The organism is Armatimonas sp. (genome assembly GCF_031410135.1).
Taxonomy (GTDB): Bacteria; Armatimonadota; Armatimonadia; order Armatimonadales; family Armatimonadaceae; genus Armatimonas.
This window is the reverse complement of the sequence record NZ_JANNYP010000405.1, coordinates 16579-32891: the sequence shown is the minus strand read 5'-3', so window position 1 is coordinate 32891 and position 16313 is coordinate 16579. Positions and strand designations below refer to the sequence as shown.

General features: G+C 58.7%; 17 protein-coding genes. 14 read left to right on the top strand and 3 right to left on the bottom strand.

The features are described from left to right. The first annotated feature begins 66 nt into the window (after nucleotides 1-66). The 5 genes from RMO15_RS14740 to acpS are packed head-to-tail and all read left to right on the top strand — an operon-like array spanning nucleotide 67 to nucleotide 3643. Nucleotides 67-633, top strand: a complete 567-nt coding sequence (locus RMO15_RS14740; RefSeq protein ID WP_309714132.1) for a tetratricopeptide repeat protein — start codon at nucleotides 67-69, stop codon at nucleotides 631-633. 11 nt (nucleotides 634-644) lie between these two features. After that, nucleotides 645-2015, top strand: coding sequence for a type II CAAX endopeptidase family protein (locus RMO15_RS14735; RefSeq protein WP_309714130.1), 1371 nt, complete (start codon nucleotides 645-647; stop codon nucleotides 2013-2015). Between the two features lie 9 nt (nucleotides 2016-2024). Next, nucleotides 2025-2300: a DUF167 domain-containing protein gene (locus tag RMO15_RS14730; protein ID WP_309714127.1), complete on the top strand. Its 276-nt coding sequence runs from the start codon at nucleotides 2025-2027 to the stop codon at nucleotides 2298-2300. After that, nucleotides 2297-3232, top strand: a complete 936-nt coding sequence (trxB, locus tag RMO15_RS14725; protein ID WP_309714125.1) for a thioredoxin-disulfide reductase — start codon at nucleotides 2297-2299, stop codon at nucleotides 3230-3232. The genes RMO15_RS14730 and trxB overlap by 4 nt, the downstream gene beginning before the upstream one ends. Then, nucleotides 3233-3643, top strand: coding sequence for a holo-ACP synthase (gene acpS / locus RMO15_RS14720; protein WP_309714124.1), 411 nt, complete (start codon nucleotides 3233-3235; stop codon nucleotides 3641-3643). Here acpS and RMO15_RS14715 read toward each other — a convergent pair. Continuing rightward, nucleotides 3640-4017: a hypothetical protein gene (locus RMO15_RS14715; RefSeq protein WP_309714122.1), complete on the bottom strand. Its 378-nt coding sequence runs from the start codon at nucleotides 4015-4017 to the stop codon at nucleotides 3640-3642. The two genes, acpS and RMO15_RS14715, sit on opposite strands and share 4 nt — an antisense overlap. A 1-nt stretch (nucleotide 4018) precedes the next feature. Further along, nucleotides 4019-4417 carry a VOC family protein gene (locus RMO15_RS14710; RefSeq protein ID WP_309714120.1) on the bottom strand — a complete coding sequence of 133 codons (399 nt, stop codon included), beginning with the start codon at nucleotides 4415-4417 and terminating at the stop codon, nucleotides 4019-4021. A gap of 52 nt (nucleotides 4418-4469) precedes the next feature. On the opposite strand from RMO15_RS14710, the gene RMO15_RS14705 reads away from it, so the two are divergent. Further along, the gene (locus RMO15_RS14705; RefSeq protein ID WP_309714188.1) at nucleotides 4470-5213 is read left to right on the top strand and encodes a phytanoyl-CoA dioxygenase family protein; all 744 of its coding nucleotides are present in this window, start codon (nucleotides 4470-4472) and stop codon (nucleotides 5211-5213) included. Here the strand turns inward: RMO15_RS14705 and RMO15_RS14700 are convergent. Beyond that, nucleotides 5197-5571 carry a VOC family protein gene (locus tag RMO15_RS14700; protein WP_309714118.1) on the bottom strand — a complete coding sequence of 125 codons (375 nt, stop codon included), beginning with the start codon at nucleotides 5569-5571 and terminating at the stop codon, nucleotides 5197-5199. The genes RMO15_RS14705 and RMO15_RS14700 overlap by 17 nt on opposite strands. 198 nt (nucleotides 5572-5769) lie before the next feature. Between RMO15_RS14700 and RMO15_RS14695 the strand changes: the two genes are divergently transcribed. The 8 genes from RMO15_RS14695 to RMO15_RS14660 all read left to right on the top strand — a co-directional run bounded on the left by RMO15_RS14695 (nucleotide 5770) and on the right by RMO15_RS14660 (nucleotide 16268). Further along, nucleotides 5770-6180, top strand: coding sequence for a BlaI/MecI/CopY family transcriptional regulator (locus RMO15_RS14695; RefSeq protein ID WP_309714117.1), 411 nt, complete (start codon nucleotides 5770-5772; stop codon nucleotides 6178-6180). Further along, entirely contained in the window at nucleotides 6158-8215 is a 2058-nt protein-coding gene (locus tag RMO15_RS14690) for a M56 family metallopeptidase (RefSeq protein ID WP_309714114.1), read from the top strand. The genes RMO15_RS14695 and RMO15_RS14690 overlap by 23 nt, the downstream gene beginning before the upstream one ends. A gap of 177 nt (nucleotides 8216-8392) precedes the next feature. Next, entirely contained in the window at nucleotides 8393-9070 is a 678-nt protein-coding gene (locus RMO15_RS14685) for a ThuA domain-containing protein (protein ID WP_309714112.1), read from the top strand. A gap of 50 nt (nucleotides 9071-9120) precedes the next feature. Next, nucleotides 9121-11310 carry a hypothetical protein gene (locus tag RMO15_RS14680; RefSeq protein ID WP_309714110.1) on the top strand — a complete coding sequence of 730 codons (2190 nt, stop codon included), beginning with the start codon at nucleotides 9121-9123 and terminating at the stop codon, nucleotides 11308-11310. 34 nt (nucleotides 11311-11344) lie between these two features. After that, on the top strand, nucleotides 11345-13165 hold the full coding sequence (locus tag RMO15_RS14675) for a retropepsin-like aspartic protease (protein ID WP_309714108.1): 1821 nt from the start codon (nucleotides 11345-11347) through the stop codon (nucleotides 13163-13165). Between the two features lie 3 nt (nucleotides 13166-13168). Continuing rightward, the gene (locus RMO15_RS14670) at nucleotides 13169-14287 is read left to right on the top strand and encodes a hypothetical protein (RefSeq protein ID WP_309714106.1); all 1119 of its coding nucleotides are present in this window, start codon (nucleotides 13169-13171) and stop codon (nucleotides 14285-14287) included. A 94-nt stretch (nucleotides 14288-14381) separates the two neighbouring features. Further along, complete coding sequence (locus tag RMO15_RS14665; protein ID WP_309714104.1) at nucleotides 14382-15431, top strand: LacI family DNA-binding transcriptional regulator; 1050 nt, start codon at nucleotides 14382-14384, stop codon at nucleotides 15429-15431. Nucleotides 15432-15455: 24 nt separating this feature from the next. Beyond that, entirely contained in the window at nucleotides 15456-16268 is an 813-nt protein-coding gene (locus RMO15_RS14660) for a DUF1559 domain-containing protein (RefSeq protein ID WP_309714102.1), read from the top strand. Nucleotides 16269-16313 lie beyond the last annotated feature (45 nt).

Here is a 16313-nt window from a genome sequence, read left to right as displayed (position 1 = left end):
CAGTGTAACCTGATTAACGCGAGGTAACAAGTACAAGAAAACTAATAAAGCTGGTACAATACCCGCATGCAAAGTGCCGCATCAAAACCCAAAAAGGCGACTCAAAAAACTCCTCCCTTACCCAAAGGCTCATCGCCGATCCAGGTTGCGGGGATGATTAATGCAGTGGTGGATGGTCTCTGGGAAACCAGTGATACCTACTTTCACGATGGTGACTATGTCCGATGCGTCTCTCTTTGCCGTATCTGTGTGGAAGTGGATCCCAGTTTCGACGAGGCCTACAGCTCCGGCGGCTATCTGCTCTGGAGCCTCGGAGAAAATGCGGCGGCGGAGGCATTTTTAGAGTACGGCACTCGGCGTTCTAAGAAGCCCGGATCGCTGAATAGTGAGATGGGCCAGCAGCTCTTCCGCACCAAGAACTATGCAGCGGCACTGCCCTATTTCCAGAAAGCAGTCAAGCTAGGAGGGGTAGATGTGACGACCTATGCCACCCTGGGTCACTGCTACACGCGCCTGAATCGCTTTGAGGACGCCGTTGGGGCATGGAAGCAAGTAGTGGAAAAGTTCCCCAGCTTCATCGCCGGCCCTAAGAACCTCAAGGACGCCGAGGCGCGCCTTAAAGCGGGCAAGTAAGAGATAGCGGCGTGCAGACGCTTCCCAGGACCATCTACCTCTGGCTGGCGCTTCTTGTCGCGAGCCTCTTGGTTGGCAACCGCCTAGAGCCGCGCCGCACTCCGCCTTCGCCGACGGTAAAGCCCACACAAACGGGTCTTTCGGGGCCAAACTTTGAGCGCTACTTAACCGCCGAGCGGCTCACACGCACCCACTACGCCCTCGCAAAATTTGGCGGGAGCGACACCCTCCCCGAGGCCCTCGCAATCTACCGCGAGCTGGCGCTTGCCACGAATCAACTCAATCCCGCACGCAAGGTCCTGATTCTGGGCAACCAGCTTCACAAGCCGCTGGATGAGATGATGCTAAAGCAGCTTCCTGAAGGGGAGCAGCTTCTCTGGCGATCTCTGTATGGCCCCTATCCACCTCCACCGATTCCTCTCAATGCTGAGGCGCAGCTCGTGGCCATGCAGCTGCGCTTCCTGGACAACCAGGCGCTGGCGGATCTGTATAAACGACAAGACAACCCCCAAGCGGCGGAGGCAGCAGAGGCAAGGCGGGATGCACAAGCACAAGGGGCGATTCTCAAGCGCTTGGTTCCTCTCTTGGTGCTGGCGGTCTTAGGCGGTGTGATCGGGCTGGGCTTGCTTCTCTTCGTGGGATTTGTGGCCCTGCGGCGCGAGTGGCACCTACTGGGCCGTGTCCCGGAAGCTGGGGAGCCGAAGCTCACTTGGGGGGACTTACTAGACGGCTTTGTTTTTTACCTGGCAAGCTATCGCGCTCTGGGGCTCTTGATCGGCGTGGTACTGATGTCGCACAGCGCCGTGGTTCCGCTCCAGGTGCTTCTTCAGTTCCTGACGGGGGGGCTGGCCATTGCGTACTTAGCAGCGAAGGCAAAAAAGCGAGGCACCTCGCTGGCGGAGCTTGGCGCGAGCCGGGAGCAGCTGGGGGCCAATGTTCTCTACGGGCTTGGTGGGTATCTGGCAACCCTCCCCTTGCTTGCAGTTCTGGGGCTGCTCTCCAACTTTCTCTTCCGAAATAGCACCACGACCACGCCGAATCCTGCTCTAACTCTGCTCAGTGGGACATCCAGCACGGGCTGGGAGCGTGGCTTGCTCTTTGTGACGATCGCCGTGGGAGCACCACTTTTTGAGGAGTTCTTCTTCCGAGGAGCGCTCTTCACGGGCCTACGAAGGCGTTTTTCGGGGCTACCAAGCATCTTGCTTTCAGCGGTTGTTTTCGCGTCGGTACACCCGATTCAAGACGCACTCCCAATTATCGGGCTGGGGGTTTCGTTTGCGACCATGCGCCACTTGCGCCAGAGCCTGGTACCCGGAATGGTCGCGCACTTTTTGCAGAATACCCTGACATTTCTGATGCTCACCGCGTCTCTGGGAGACTGACGGAACTCTATGGGGGAGTCAGTTGTCATTCTTTCGGTGCGCGTGACGCCACGGGCGGATCGCAACCGTGTGGCGGGCGTTCAAGGTGACGGCGCGGTTCTGGTGCGAGTCACTGCCGCACCTACGGATGGCCAAGCCAATAAAGCTGTACTAGAGACCCTAGCAGATGCACTAAAACTCAAGAAAAGCCAGGTGATTCTGGTAGGCGGCGAGACCAGTCGCAACAAAAGATTTCAGATTAGCGGCCTAAGCGCCGCAGAATTGCAGAGCAGATTAGAACCATGAGCGAACTACGCGATATCGTCATTATCGGCAGCGGCCCGGCGGGCCTGACAGCGGCTATCTACGCCGCCCGTGCGGAGCTAAAGCCACTGGTCTTTGAGGGGCCCCAACCTGGTGGTCAGCTCACGATCACCACAGAAGTGGAGAACTTCCCCGGCTTTGCCCACCCCATCGAGGGCCCCGAGCTGATGGACGCCATGCGTGAGCAAGCAGTACGGGTCGGCACGGAAGTCCGTATTGACTGGATCACCAAAGTGGATCTCTCCCAGCGCCCGTTTGTGATCGAGACCAGCGCCAACCAGACGGTTCATGCCCAGACGCTGGTGATTGCCACGGGTGCATCGGCCAAGTGGATTGGGATTGAGAGCGAGCAGCGCCTGCAAAATAAAGGCGTCTCGGCCTGTGCAACCTGCGATGGCTTCTTCTTCCGAGGCAAGGATGTCGCGGTTGTGGGCGGCGGTGATACGGCAATGGAGGAGGCGATGTACCTGACGCGTATGTGCAGCTCTGTCACCGTGATTCATCGCCGCGACACGCTCCGCGCCAGCAAAATCATGGCGGATCGGGCACTCAAGAACCCCAAGATTACGTTCGCCTGGGACAGCGGCGTCGATGAGATTCTGGACGGTGGCACGGGGAAAGTAACCGGCGTGCGCCTCAAAAACCTCAAGACCGGTGCGCTGAGTGAGCGCCCCGTGCAAGGCGTCTTTGTGGCGATTGGTCACCAGCCCAACACGAGCCTCTTTGCGGGCCAGCTTCCCATGGACGCAGCAGGCTATCTGGTCACCGACGGCGTCAAGACCCCGATTGAGGGCTGTTTTGCTGCAGGCGATGTCTATGACACCATGTACCGGCAAGCCGTGACGGCAGCAGGGATGGGCTGTATGGCCGCGATTGAAGCGATTCGCTTCATCGAGGCCGAAGAGAGCCACTAGATGGATTCTTCCCCCACGCTGGGCGGGGGCTGGGGGGGCGGCAATGTCCTAGCTGTAGGCGTGGATCTGACCGATGTCCCACGTATTCGCAAGGCGCTTAGGGAGTTCCCGGAGCGCTTTGTCAAGCGCATCCTCACCGAGAGCGAGGCGGCTTACTGCCTCTCCCGACCCGACCCCGCCCCGCACATCGCCGCGCGCTTTGCTGCCAAAGAGGCTGTGATCAAGTGTCTGGGTGGTGGCGTGGCGTTTAAAGAGATATGTGTCGAGCGGGCGATGTCAGGCGCACCGAGCATTGTGCTCACCGGAAAAGCCGCCGAGCTTGCTGCCGGGCGCAAGATTCTCATCTCCCTCACCCACCTCCCCGAGATCGCCTGCGCCTTTGCTGTACTGGTTGAAACGGAGGGGAGCTAACCAGGCAGGAATCCCTTGGTTTTCTGACGTCCCTTACGTACGAGCTCATCCAGATAGGACTCGGCGAGGTGAGGCTTGGCGAGAGGCACCCCATCCACGGTCACGGTTTTTGCCTCGCAGTCCAGCACGACGGTGAAGTCAGGAGGCAGGTGGTTGCCAGGGTACTTACGCACCGTCAGCGCCACTACAGTCGGGCTTTCCCAGACGGCATTATCCACCGACCAGTTGGGGTCTGAGAAGCTGAAGAGATGCTCCTCGGTGGCGACCTCGATCAGCTCGGCGGACTCGATCCAGTGGGACATTCGTGCCTCCCAGGAGCTGATCCGAAAGCCATAGCGACCATCGGGAGAGGGATAGCGAAGCTCAAGTGCCATCTTAGCCCGCTGGTGTGCCGAAGTTTAGCTCGACACGGTTGCCCGCCGGATCCACGACAAAGAACTGGAGCTGCCCGGTGAGTGGGATTGTTGTCTTATGGACGGGCACGCCTCTCTCTTCCAGTAGCTTCTCGACATCTGCAGAGCCCGTACAGTCGAAGGCAAAGTGGTCAAAGTAGGTGGGGGATTCTTTTTGACGAACCTCGGATGGCTCTGCTTCGTAGAGGTGCACGACAGCGGCCTCGGTCGCGCCCTCGGCGTAGAGCCAGTAGCCAAAGCCGGGAAACGGGGGACGGAAGCCCTCGTGCAGCCCGACGATATCGCAGTAGAAATCTCGCAGAGCATCGAGAAGCGCGCGGTCCGCGCGGATATTGATGTGGTTAAGTCCTAGAGTTGCCATTTGCCAGATTGTAGCACGAATCCGGGGAGATTTTTGGTATCCTAGAGCGGTGATGCTCTTTACGGAAACCGCACTCTCGGCAAGCGACAAAGCCGCGCTCGACCACGATGGCCATGTGCTCCTCCCAGGGCGGCTTACCCCCGAGGCACAGACCCAGCTGATTGCCGCGCTCACCGATATCGAGGCGCAGACGACGGGCAACCCGGTCGCGCCTCGGCACTACTCGGCGGAGCACAGTGTCTATCTGGCGAGCCTGATCGCCCACCCCGAGCTGCTCGCGCTAGCCCAAGCGGCTATCGGTCCTGAGCTGCGCTTTGACCACTGCGTCGCGCTGAACCGTGCGGGCGGTGATCGGGGAATCGGCTGGCACAGCCACGACTACGCCGAAGACCGCCCGGAGCTGGGGTTTGTACGGATTTTCTTCTATGTCAATGGCTTCCGGCAGAGCGACGGTGGCTTGAAGGCTGTTCCCGGGAGCCAGCTGTTCCGCGACCCGAAGATCCGCGCCGAGAGCGACGAGGCGCTACGTGCAGGCTGGCTCGCCGGAAAACTCCATCCCCACACCGGCAAGCCGCTGGAGATTGTCGGGCTAGACGCGCCTGAGGGCAGTGTGGTGCTCATGCACACCCATGCCGCACACGCCGTCACGCCGCGCCAGCCCGAGAGCCCCATGCGCTGGTGCGTCGTCTACGCCTACCGTAACCCTGGTGCGCCCATCTCCGCCGCTCGCTGGATCACCCCCGAGTTCGAGCAAAATCCCCCGCCCGGAGCCGCGTGGCTCATGCCGGAGCAGTAGTGCGAAAGGCGCGACTTGAGATACTCACGGAGTTGCCGTCGGGGTCTTTGGCATTGGCAAAGGAATAACCATTGGCCTGATGCGTGCTGCCAAACTCCAGCCCCAGCGCGGCGACGCTTGCCTTAAACGCCTCGACATCGGGCACGGAAAAGCTCAGCTTGACGCCTACCTGCCCCAGCTTCACACTCTTGGCCGCCTGGTGGATTAGAAGACTCGCCCCACCCTCGGGAGCCGCCAGTTCAATCAGTCCTTCGACTATCTCGCCCGTTGTGGTGAAGCCAAAGTAGCGCTCATAAAATGCCGCCGTGCGTTGCATGTCTCGGGCATAAATAATAATGACATTGAGAAGTGGAGTCATAAGGAGCAGTATAACATACTGTCAAACATTCGTGTGAGCTACATTTGGGCTCCAGTCAATCCCAAACGGTGCGAGGCTAACGAACTTAATGTAAAAAACGATGACGCACGCCCTTGACTACAGCCGTGGTTACATGGTAGACTCCCATAACTACACACGTGGTTAGCCACAAGCGTCGTTAAGCGAGAGTACAACAAGATGCCAAAACCAACTCTGGGAAACCTGGAGCTAGAGATCCTTCAGTACATTACGGAGCACGCGCCCATCACTGTCGGGCAGGTCACCGAGGGCTTCGCCATTCCACGCGGATTCTCCCGCTCGACTATCAACACCAGTGTTGAGCGTCTTTTTAAGAAAGGCTACCTCACGCGCACCTCGGAGCCGGAGGGCACGGTCTTCCGCTACTCTCCTGCGGTTCCCTCCGAGGAGGTGCTCACGGGCCTCGTGGAGCGCTTTGTTGAGAACACTCTAGCGGGCTCGCTCTCGCCCTTTGTTGCTTACTTTGCGCGTCAAAAATCCCTCTCTGTTGAGGAAGTCGCCCAGCTACGCTCTCTCGTGGAGACTCTGGAAGCGTCAGGAGCCCAAGATGAATCTGACAAACCTCGATGAGCTGGCCACTCTCTGGTCTGAGGGGATGCTTCGTGCCTGCTGGCAGGGAGCGCTCGCCGTAGGAATCGTGTGGTGCCTCTGCCGACTCTTCCCACGCCTACCCGCCGCAACCCGCGCGCTGCTCTGGTGGCTCGTCTGTCTCAAGGCACTCTTAAGCCTTGTCACCACGGGGCCGCTTAAGCTGGCCGTACTCCCTGCCGCACCCGCGCCGAGCTCTCCGACCGTTGTCTTAACGCCCGTTGCTGTGCAGTCGGTTTCGGTGAGAGCGCTTCCCCAGTTTTCACAGACAGCGCCCCGTAGCCCAATCCCCCCCGCTCCTCCAGCACTGTCAGCGCATCTCTCAGTGTCAAGCGCTCTCTTCACGCTCTGGCTGACCGGCGTGCTGGCTCTTCTCGCCCTTGTTAGCCGGGAGCGGCGGACAGTTCGACAGCTGGCAGCTCAGGCTCGCCCCTGTGAGGAGGCGACGCCGCTTCGAGAAGTAGCACGCGCCGTGGGGCTTGCTTCGTCGCCGCCGATCTTGGTCTCAGAGCGGACAAAGAGCTCACTGGTGATGGGACTGTGGCGGCCTAAAGTGGTGCTGTGCCAGGCCGACATGATCCGTCTGACGCAGAGCGAGCTGAGGGCCGTTCTTGCCCATGAGCTGGCACATATCCGGCGCAAGGATCTCCTAGCGGGCACGCTGCCCAATCTGGCGCGGCTGGTGTTCTTCTTCGACCCGTTTGTCTGGCTAGCTTGCCGAGAGTACGATCTGGCGCGAGAAGCCGCCTGCGACGCCGAGGCACTGCGGGTCAGTGGCATGGCCCCTGCAGAGTACGGGCGGCTCCTACTCAAGCTCAGCCTGCCCTCGCCACCGCTCACCCCGACCGCGGGTATGGTGACCCTAGGCGTCGCTTCCCCCGATGGCCTCCTGCTCCGGCGCCGCCTCCAGGGTCTCCGACGGGGCACAGGGCTTCCCCGCGGGGCATCCAGCCTGGCTCTTCTCGCCACTCTGGGAGCCTTCAGCCTCCATCCGACCCGAGGCAGTGCCCGAATCGCCGCAGTAAGAAGTGAGCCGCCTCTTGCAGCGCCTCCCGCCGCAAAGGCTCCTATCCAACCTCTCTCTCCCGTCGTCCCGGCTGGCCAACCAGCCATTACTCTCCCGAACTTGGTTATCACGAAAGGAATTGACACGATGTTTACCCCCCCTACACAACCGAAACCGCTGATGCGCCCCCTTGGGCTGAAATCTAAGCTGTCCACCGCACTGGCGACGGCTTCTCTATCCCTCGTCGCCACTCCCCTGCTCCTTACCCCAGCTCCCGTAGCTGCCCAGGTACAGATACCTCCTCCCGCACCCGCTATCCCACAGATTCCTGCGATTCCTGCTGTACCCGCCGTGCCATTCGTTCCCGTCGTGCCATCCGTGCCCGCTGTCCCAGAGGGGCAAGCATCTCGCTACCAGTACACGCTACGAATGGGAACCTCCTACTCCGTCCATAGCCAAGATAGTAAAGTCGCCACAGCCCAGCGTGAGCTGGCGAAGGCACAACCCGGAGACTGCCTCGTGGTGGATCGCGACGGCAAGCGCTACCTCATCACCGATCCAGAAACCCTGCGCAAGCTCCAAGACAACTATGCCTCCCTTGAGGTGCTCGGTAAACAGATGGAGGCCAAGGGAAAAGAGATGGAGCTGATGAGCAAGCCGATGGAGGAGTTCGCAAAACAGATGGAAGCCTTCGGTAAACAAATGGAGGAAAAAGGAAAAGAGATGGAGGCGCTTGGCAAGCAGATGGAAAGCGCCTCCGAGGCGGAGCGCCAAGGCATCCTAGAGAAGATACGTGCGCTTCAGCAGCAGATGAAAGCTCCCGCTGAGGAGATGCGCCAGCTGGGAAAGAAAATGAGAGAATCAGGAGATAAAAGGCGTCAGCCAGGTAGCGAGATGCGCGAGCTCGGCCAGAAGATGCGCGTCGCGGCAAAGGAAGCCAATGAGCGAATGATGAGCACTATCGACACATCTTTCAAGAACAACCTGGCTGTCGAGCAGAAAGGTTCCTAGCCCACTCTAAACAGCGCTTAAAACACCTCTCCAAAGCGCTGGGATCTCGGACACGGCCACACCTTCAGGGAGCCAAATAGTTCTCTCAAGGTGTGGCCGCAAACGATAGGGAGAGCCCGAAGACAAAACTCCACTAAGACGCTCCCGCAGTGTGAAAAATCGGGTAGAAAGTAGGGCATGAACAAACCTATTGCAACTCTCTACCTCACGGGTGCCAATAACCACGATTGGGAGCGCACCGGCCCGTTCCTGCGCGACGTTCTTGCAGCCTCAGGCGACTTTGCGGTCACCTACACCGACAATGCCTTTGTGGCTCTGGAGGGCGATCTGTCGGGCTTTGACCTGCTCTTTCTGGACTACAACGGCCCACTCTGGAGCGAGGCGGCGCAGGCGAATTTCTTGCGTGCGGTGGAGAGCGGCACAGGCGTGGTCGTTTTGCACGCCGCCGACAATGCCTTTCCGGGCTGGGTGGAGTACGAAAAACTGGTTGGCTTGATGTGGCGCGAGGGCACGGGCCACGGCAAGTTCCATGCGTTCACGGTGACGATCCAAAACTCAGAGCACCCGATCATGGCGGGCCTGACGGACTTTGTGACGGAAGATGAGCTTTATCATCGCCTGGTTCCGATGCACGAGACACCCGTCGACGTGCTCGCCAGCGCGTACTCGTCGCCCGAGAGCGGCGGCACGGGCGAGTGGGAGCCGATGCTCATGACCACGCACTACGGCGCGGGGCGGGTGTTTCATACCGCGCTCGGCCATGTCTGGAAAGGCTCGTCTCTGGCGGCCATTGAGAACGTCGGCTTCCAAGAGACCCTCCTGCGCGGCGCTCGCTGGGCAACACGGAAGTCTTAGGAAAACAAAAAACCAGAGCCTGGTACACTCTCCGAGAAAGACTTACGCAAATGACGACCCTATCCTTCACCCGTGTCGCGACTCTTGCCTGGATGCTCGTTGGGCTCCTCGGCTCTTCCGCTGCTTCTTCGGCGGAGACGGTCGGGCTTTACGTTGATCCCACCGTACCGCAGCTCGCTTTTGCCGCAGGCGACATCAAAGCGGCCCTGGAGAAGCGAAACTACACGGTTCAAGTCCACAGCCTCGTGGCTCTTGCGAAGAGCTCTTCCGGGAAAAAGATCGTCCTCGCCCTCGCCACCGATAAAGCCGTTGTTTCTCAGCTCGCCGCTCAGGGCGGCAAGCCCGCTACGGGTCTCGGTGCGCAAGCGTACGCCCTGCGCACCACGACCAAGCCTGAGCTGAGCTACTGGGTGCTCGGTGGCGATGCCAATGGCGCAATGTACGGAGGGTTACAGCTTGCGGAGAATCTCTCTGGCAGTGGGCTCCGTGGTCGCTTTGACACCGAAGAGTCCCCTTTGCTGCTGAATCGGGGCATGAAACTCAACCTCCCGCTCGACAAACGAATTCCGACCTACGTGGGCGGCTGGAGCTCCAACTCGGCCAAGAAGGCGATCCCGCATGTTTGGGACATGACATTCTGGAAGACACTGATTGATCAGCAGGCGCGGAATCGCTACAACATGCTGTCGGTCTGGGTTCACCACCCCTTCCCGGCACTGGTAAAACTGGCCGACTATCCCAAGGCATGCTTGCCCAATATCGAAGGCTTCGACGGTTTTGTCAAAGAGTTAAGCCACGAGCAGCGTGTCGCCTTCTGGAGAGAAGTGATGCGGTACGCCCATGACCGTGGCATGACATTCTACTTCTTCAACTGGAATATCTATGTGGACTATGCGAAGACCCAGTACCCCGCCTTAACACAAGATCCGAAAAACCCCACCACTATTGACTACATGTCGAAAAGCATGCGGGCGCTTCTGGAGACCTATCCCGAGCTTGATGGGTTCGGCATCACCTCGGGCGACGGGATGGACGGTACCCAGGAAGAAAACACACAGTGGACGTGGAAAGCCATGGGCAAGGCAGTCACGGACTATCTGCACGAGAACCCCTCAAGACAGTTCAATCTGATTCATCGGAGCGTGAAGTCCTCCGTGACAGCATGGAGTACTACCTATGCTCCGCTCAAGTCGGTGCCCAATGCCACCATGCACTTTTCCTCGAAGTATGCGATGGCCCACATGTACTCTACCACCACCCCGACCTGGTCGTCCGATACGAAAAATGTCGCCAAGATTGGCATGAAGACATGGCTCACCCTACGCAACGACGATTATTTTTACTTTAACTGGGGAGACCCCCAGTTTGTCCGCGAGTTTATCATGGCTATTCCCCAGAAGGAAGCCGTTGTCGGCATGTACATTGGCATTGATGGATACAACCCGAGCCGAACCTACTGCTACAAGAATGCTGCTCTGAACGGGAAGCTTGAGGTCGAGCGCCGGTGGTATATGGAGATGCTGTGGGGGCGGCTCGCCTACAATCCCCAAACCTCGGACGAAGTACTGCAAAACTTACTGGCGGTGCGCTATCCCAAGGTCTCCGCTACCGATCTTTTCAAAGCATGGGCCTTGGCCTCGCGCTCGTTGCCCAAGGTTACGGAGCTGATTATGGGAGAGTGGAAGCTGGATTTCCACTGGTACCCAGAAGCTTGCTGGAGCGATCCCGGTAGGTGCACGGGATTTAGAACCATTGATGGGTTTGCCAACGACACGACGGTTGCGGACGGCTCAAAGCTGTGCGATATCGCGACCTCGGCAAAGGGGGAGTGTAAAGGCAAGAAGTCTTCGTATGAGGTAGCGGATGAGATGCAAACCGATGCTCAAAACGCGCTTGCCTTGATCAAGTCCATGAAAAGCGGCGGAAACCCTGAGCTAGAAGTAGTCATTAACAATATGAAGCAGATGGCCTCGCTCAGCGCCTACTATGCGCATAAAATCCGGGGTGCCACCTATAAAAAAGCGGGAAACATCGAAAAGGCAAGAGACGAGATGGGCAAGGCCTACGGGTGGTGGATGGACTACAGTCGGTCTATGGAGAGCACCTACCACCCGGACTCCTTCCGTAACCTGGCCATTGCTCCCGACTGGAAATTTGCCGATGCCGCAGTTTTGAAGGAATACACCGACTTGGGAGGCACAAGAATCCCCGATGATAGAATTATTCAAAAAGGCGATTGATCAATTATCAATTAGTCCATAGGAATCGTTACCCATGCCACGCTTCTCCTTGACGCAACAGACAACCGAGGCAGCAACCCTCTTCACCCAGAACCGTTTCGCGGAGGCGGTTGCCGCTGCACGAGCAAGTGGGCAGAGCGTGATCTTGATCCGGGCTCTCCTGCGGCTAGATCGCTGGGATGAAGCGCTCGCGGCTGCGGAAGATGCCGTGCGCCTCGCACCCGAGGATATCGACTTGCAGGGCTTGTTGGCCTTGGCTCAGCTGCGGGGAGGCCGATCCGACGAGGCACTAACCAACGCGCGTGCGGCTCGGAAGCGCTCTCCGGAGAACTACTTCGCTCTCCTGGCAGAAGCGACACTGCTGGTGAAGTGGCTTGGTGACCAAAAATCGGCCCTTCCCCTTGCCCGACAGCTGGTCGCACTTCGACCCGACCTCCCGGAGAGCTGGTGGGTATTGGTTGAGGCACTGGAGGATATCAAAGAGACACTCGCTGCGGTAGCACGGCTGCGGGCGTTAAAGCCGCAGGGCCATCCCTTTGAAGAAACGCTTGATACGTACCGTCAGCCAGAGAAGATGCTTGAATATTATACGCGTCTCCGTGAGCTCCGTAAGCGCCCTAACCCCACCGAGTTTCCGGAGACGCTAAGACTTCCTTTTTCGCGTCAAAAAGCGATGGTCTTTATCACCGTGGCTGTCAATGGTAAGGATTTCAAGCTGCTTTTCGACACCGGTGCGTCAGATAACTTAGCTTTGAATCCAGATGCGATTCAAAAGATAAAGCCGAGCTATCTAGGAGAAATGCCCCTACAAGGCGTTACGGGAACGGAGGTTACACGAGATTTTGTAGCAGATTCGGTCAGGATAGGGAAGCTGAACTTCGGTTGGCTACCGCTCACTGAGGTTCGTAAAGATCCCAAAGATTTCCCCTACCGCTATGATGGCCTCTTCGGTGCAGGATTGCTTAGCCGCTACTCGGTGACACTGGACTTCGGTCGTAATGAGCTTGTTTTACGCCGGTCTGAGAAAAACGGCTCTCTTGCAAGCCTACCGCCTCTACGCAAGGCAGCTGGCCCCGTGACGACCTACTCTCTGCCGCTGCATATCTCTCAGGGGCGTGTCTTGACGCACTTGGAGCTTCTGGCACCTCATCATAAGACGGATGCGGCCCCCGCACTGTCTTGTCCTCTCTGGGCGGAAATAGATACGGGGTCTAGTATCACCTTGATCTCCCAGCGTATCGCAAAGGCACTTGCCTATAGTCTTCCTAAAGAGAGTGTCCATTCGAAGACAACAGAGTTCCTTGGTGGTATTGGGACAAGCCAGACAAAGATGGAGATCACGGCAGTGGCGCGTCCTCTGCAGCTAAGCTCTCCGGAAGGGCTTGGTCACAGCATGGATTTTGCCGTCGGAGCATCGCCACTCGATAGGGTTCTCAGCCCACACTCCGGCTTTGAGCGAGGTGCGATACTGGGCATGCCATTTCTGCAGCAGTATCGCCGAGTGACCTTTGACTATCCCAACAAGCAGCTGATCTTGGAGACCGATGTCCCACACAAGCCTTTCAATATGGCAGCAGAAAAGGTTCTCATGTCGCCAATAAATGAACCATCACTACTCAAAGAGAAATATCCTGAGCTATCAAACCATCGTCGGGTATTTTATGGGAACCAGTGGGTTGCGATACCGAAAGGTATGGCTATAGCCCCGAAAGGTGTCCGGAAAGTTACCCCTTTTAAGATTGCTCCTGGCTTTATCGGTATCTTTGATCCAGAATCCGAAAAACATTCGTCACGCTGGTTGCTTTTACCTGAAGCGAGCCGGGCACTCCCCGATGGAAAATGGGAGATTGGCTAACCTATGGATCGTGTTGCAACGGTTACACGCACTAAGGGCTGCGTCGCTTTCTGGGACTTTGTCAAGCGCGAGCCCGGCGGCGCGCGTCGCTTTGTTTCCTACGGCACTCCCTACGCCCTCGATGCGGGCAACTATGTCAAGGACTACTGGGGCGAGGGCCGCGAGGCCAGCTACGCCGACTTCCCCTTGCTGGGGCGCGGGCCGTTTGGCGAGGCGGTGCGGATTCGCAAGGAGGACGACCCTAATTTTCGCCCGTTTCTCTTTGTGCCCCGCGCTCGCCTCCACGACTCGCCGCTGGACATTAAAGGCGCGGGAAAGTCCGTTACCGTGGTGGTCTGGGCGATTCAGGAGAGCGGCAACCACGCGCTCGCCGGGATCTGGCACGAAGGCACCGACCTCAAGCAGGACACGACTGCGGGGATTCAGAAAGTGGAGAGGGGGCAGCGGCAGTACGCGCTCTTTGCCGGGCTGAACAAAGAGGGCTCGGCGTGCGGCCATGTCTCGGAGAACGGGGGGAGCTCGTTTCAGTGCCGCTACGCGCTGCACAAGTGCAACTCCCTCGCCACGTCCCCGACCGTGCCTTGGGACGCGCCCGCCGAGGTGCTGGACGCTTCCTGGCAGTGCTTTGCGATGACCTTTGACCACAAAACACAAGAGATCACCGGCTGGCTCAACGGGGTCTCGGGCGAGCGCTGGCTAGAGAACCCACAAAAAGACAACCTACTCTCGTTTGCCGCGAACGCCTGGGATCAAGGCCACCAGCCCGGCCTTGATCCCAGCTTCCCGCCCGATCAGTACTACACACCGCCGGAAAAGAAGCCGCGCCTCGTCACCCCGCTCGAAGGCTCCGCCGAGCTGCAGGAGTTTGGTTACACCCGAGTAACAGTCACACGGCAAACACGCGAGCTGGCGGCGCTGCGCCTCAATCCCTGGTGGTATCCCCACGGCATCTACGTACCCAAAGACGCCACCAGCGGCGGGCCGTTCACGATTGGGCGCGTGATCCACAGTTCGCGCAGTGTCGGCTTCACTGGCTGGATCGGCGGGGTCGCGGTCTTTGATCGGGCCCTGAGCGAAAAAGAGCTTTTACAGCTTGCCGCACTTGCCCAAATCCACAAGTAATCGGCTGTATCTTGACACATTTAGAGAAGCATGTTATGATTTATCGAGTTTGATTTAACGATAAATCAGAGTAAATTTCGAGGAGGCAGGCAGCGTGAAAAATGGCAAGGTCACTCTTGGAGAGATTGCACGGCAGGCGGGAACCAGCACGATGACCGTCTCAGCGGTGCTCAATGGCTCGCGCTCCAATACCCGTGTCGCCGATGAGACCCGCAAGCGGATTGAGAAGCTCGCCGCGGAGCTGAACTACTCACCCAATGCCATGGCACGCGGCCTGCGCCGCCAGCGCACCGATACGATTGGCGTCCTCTTTACCTGGGCAGGCTCACGCACGATCCACAACCTCTACTCCATGACAGTACTGGATGGGATTGTCGCGGGGGCAGCCACGGCTGGCTACCATATTCTGCTCTACACCCAGCGCTGGGAGAGTGTCGCAGCCTCAGCGGCGGCCTTTGCCGACCAGCGCACCGATGGCATGATCGTGGTGGCTCCTCTGGAGAGCTCCGATGTGGTAGCGGGCCTGACGGAGTTGGGGATTCCCTTGGCCGTGATCTCCTCCAGCGTGAAAGACTCGTGCGTGCCGGGTGTAAATATAGATAACGACACTGGAATGACCCTAGGACTGGATCACCTCGCCGCACTAGGACACACTCAAATCGCCTATGTGGGACCGACTCCCGAGCGGCGCAGCATGCGCGAGCGCCACGATGTCTACCTTCGCTGGATGGCGGAACATGAGCTGCCTGTCCCGGAAGGCTACGTGCTGGCAGACCTCAACATCGGCGAGTCTCTCCAGCCTGATCTTGAGCGTCTCCTACGCCTCCCCGAGCCCCCCACGGCTGTCTTTGCCGCCAACGACGACCTTGCGGTGGAAGTACTCGAAGCCGCACGAACTGTCGGGCTCTCCGTGCCTGAGCAGCTCTCGGTAGTGGGCTTCGACGATGTTCTCGTGGCCTCGCTGACCACGCCCAAACTTACCACCATCCGCCTCCCGCTCTACGAGATGGGCCAGCAAGCCGCACAGCTGCTTGTCGCTCGAATCGAAGGGCGTAGCGAGTCGGAAGGCCCCTCCGTGCAGATCATCTCTCCCGAGCTGATCGTGCGCGACTCGACGGCAGCCGCGCCTGCCGTGCATTCTTAGGTCTATGAAAGAAAGGTTTCCCTTATGAACGCTGTTTTCCCTCACCAAACCTCCAAGCGTGGCTTCACGCTCATCGAGCTTCTCGTGGTTATTGCCATTATCGCCATCTTGGCTGCGATTCTCTTCCCGGTTTTTGCACAAGCACGTGAGAAAGCCCGCGCCACGTCGTGCCTCTCCAATGTCAAGCAGATTTCACTTGCAATGATGATGTATGCCCAGGACTACGATGAGACGTTCTGTCCTGGTCGCTACTTCTTCGGCACCGATGCCTGGACATGGGATCACTACATTGGCCCGTATGCGCAAAAATCGGGTGCGGTAAACTTTGGTACAGGAAACAACCCGTATCTCGTCTGTCCGAGCGATGGCACGCCGCGCACATCCACTGCCTCGGGAAAGCGCTCCTACGCGATTCCGATGTCTTTTGTCGCTCCCAACGATCTGGCCTGGAAGCAGGAGGTGCAGACGGGCGCGAACTACATCACGGAAGGGCGCACGATGGCAGAGTTCCCCGCGCCTGCAAGTGTCATCACGGTTTTGGAAGCTCCGCTCTCGGGCAACCGAATCGGGCATAACGGGACATTCCGCGCAGGCAGTCCCAACGGACAGCTACCTCCGGCGGGCGCAAACCCTCCGGTCGCGAGTGCCAAGACCAACCACTCCGAGGGCTGGAACTACGGCTTCGCGGATGGACACGCGAAGTGGATGCGCCCGGAGCAGAGCGCACGTACCCCAGGGATAAACTACACCACCGCGTTTGTCAATGCCAATGGCTTCAACTGCTTCGGCACCGTGGTTCGTCCCTGCGGCATGTGGACGCTCTCCGAGAACGACTAGCTCAATCCCGGGAAGTGGTGCCTAAGTGGGCACCACTTCCCACGA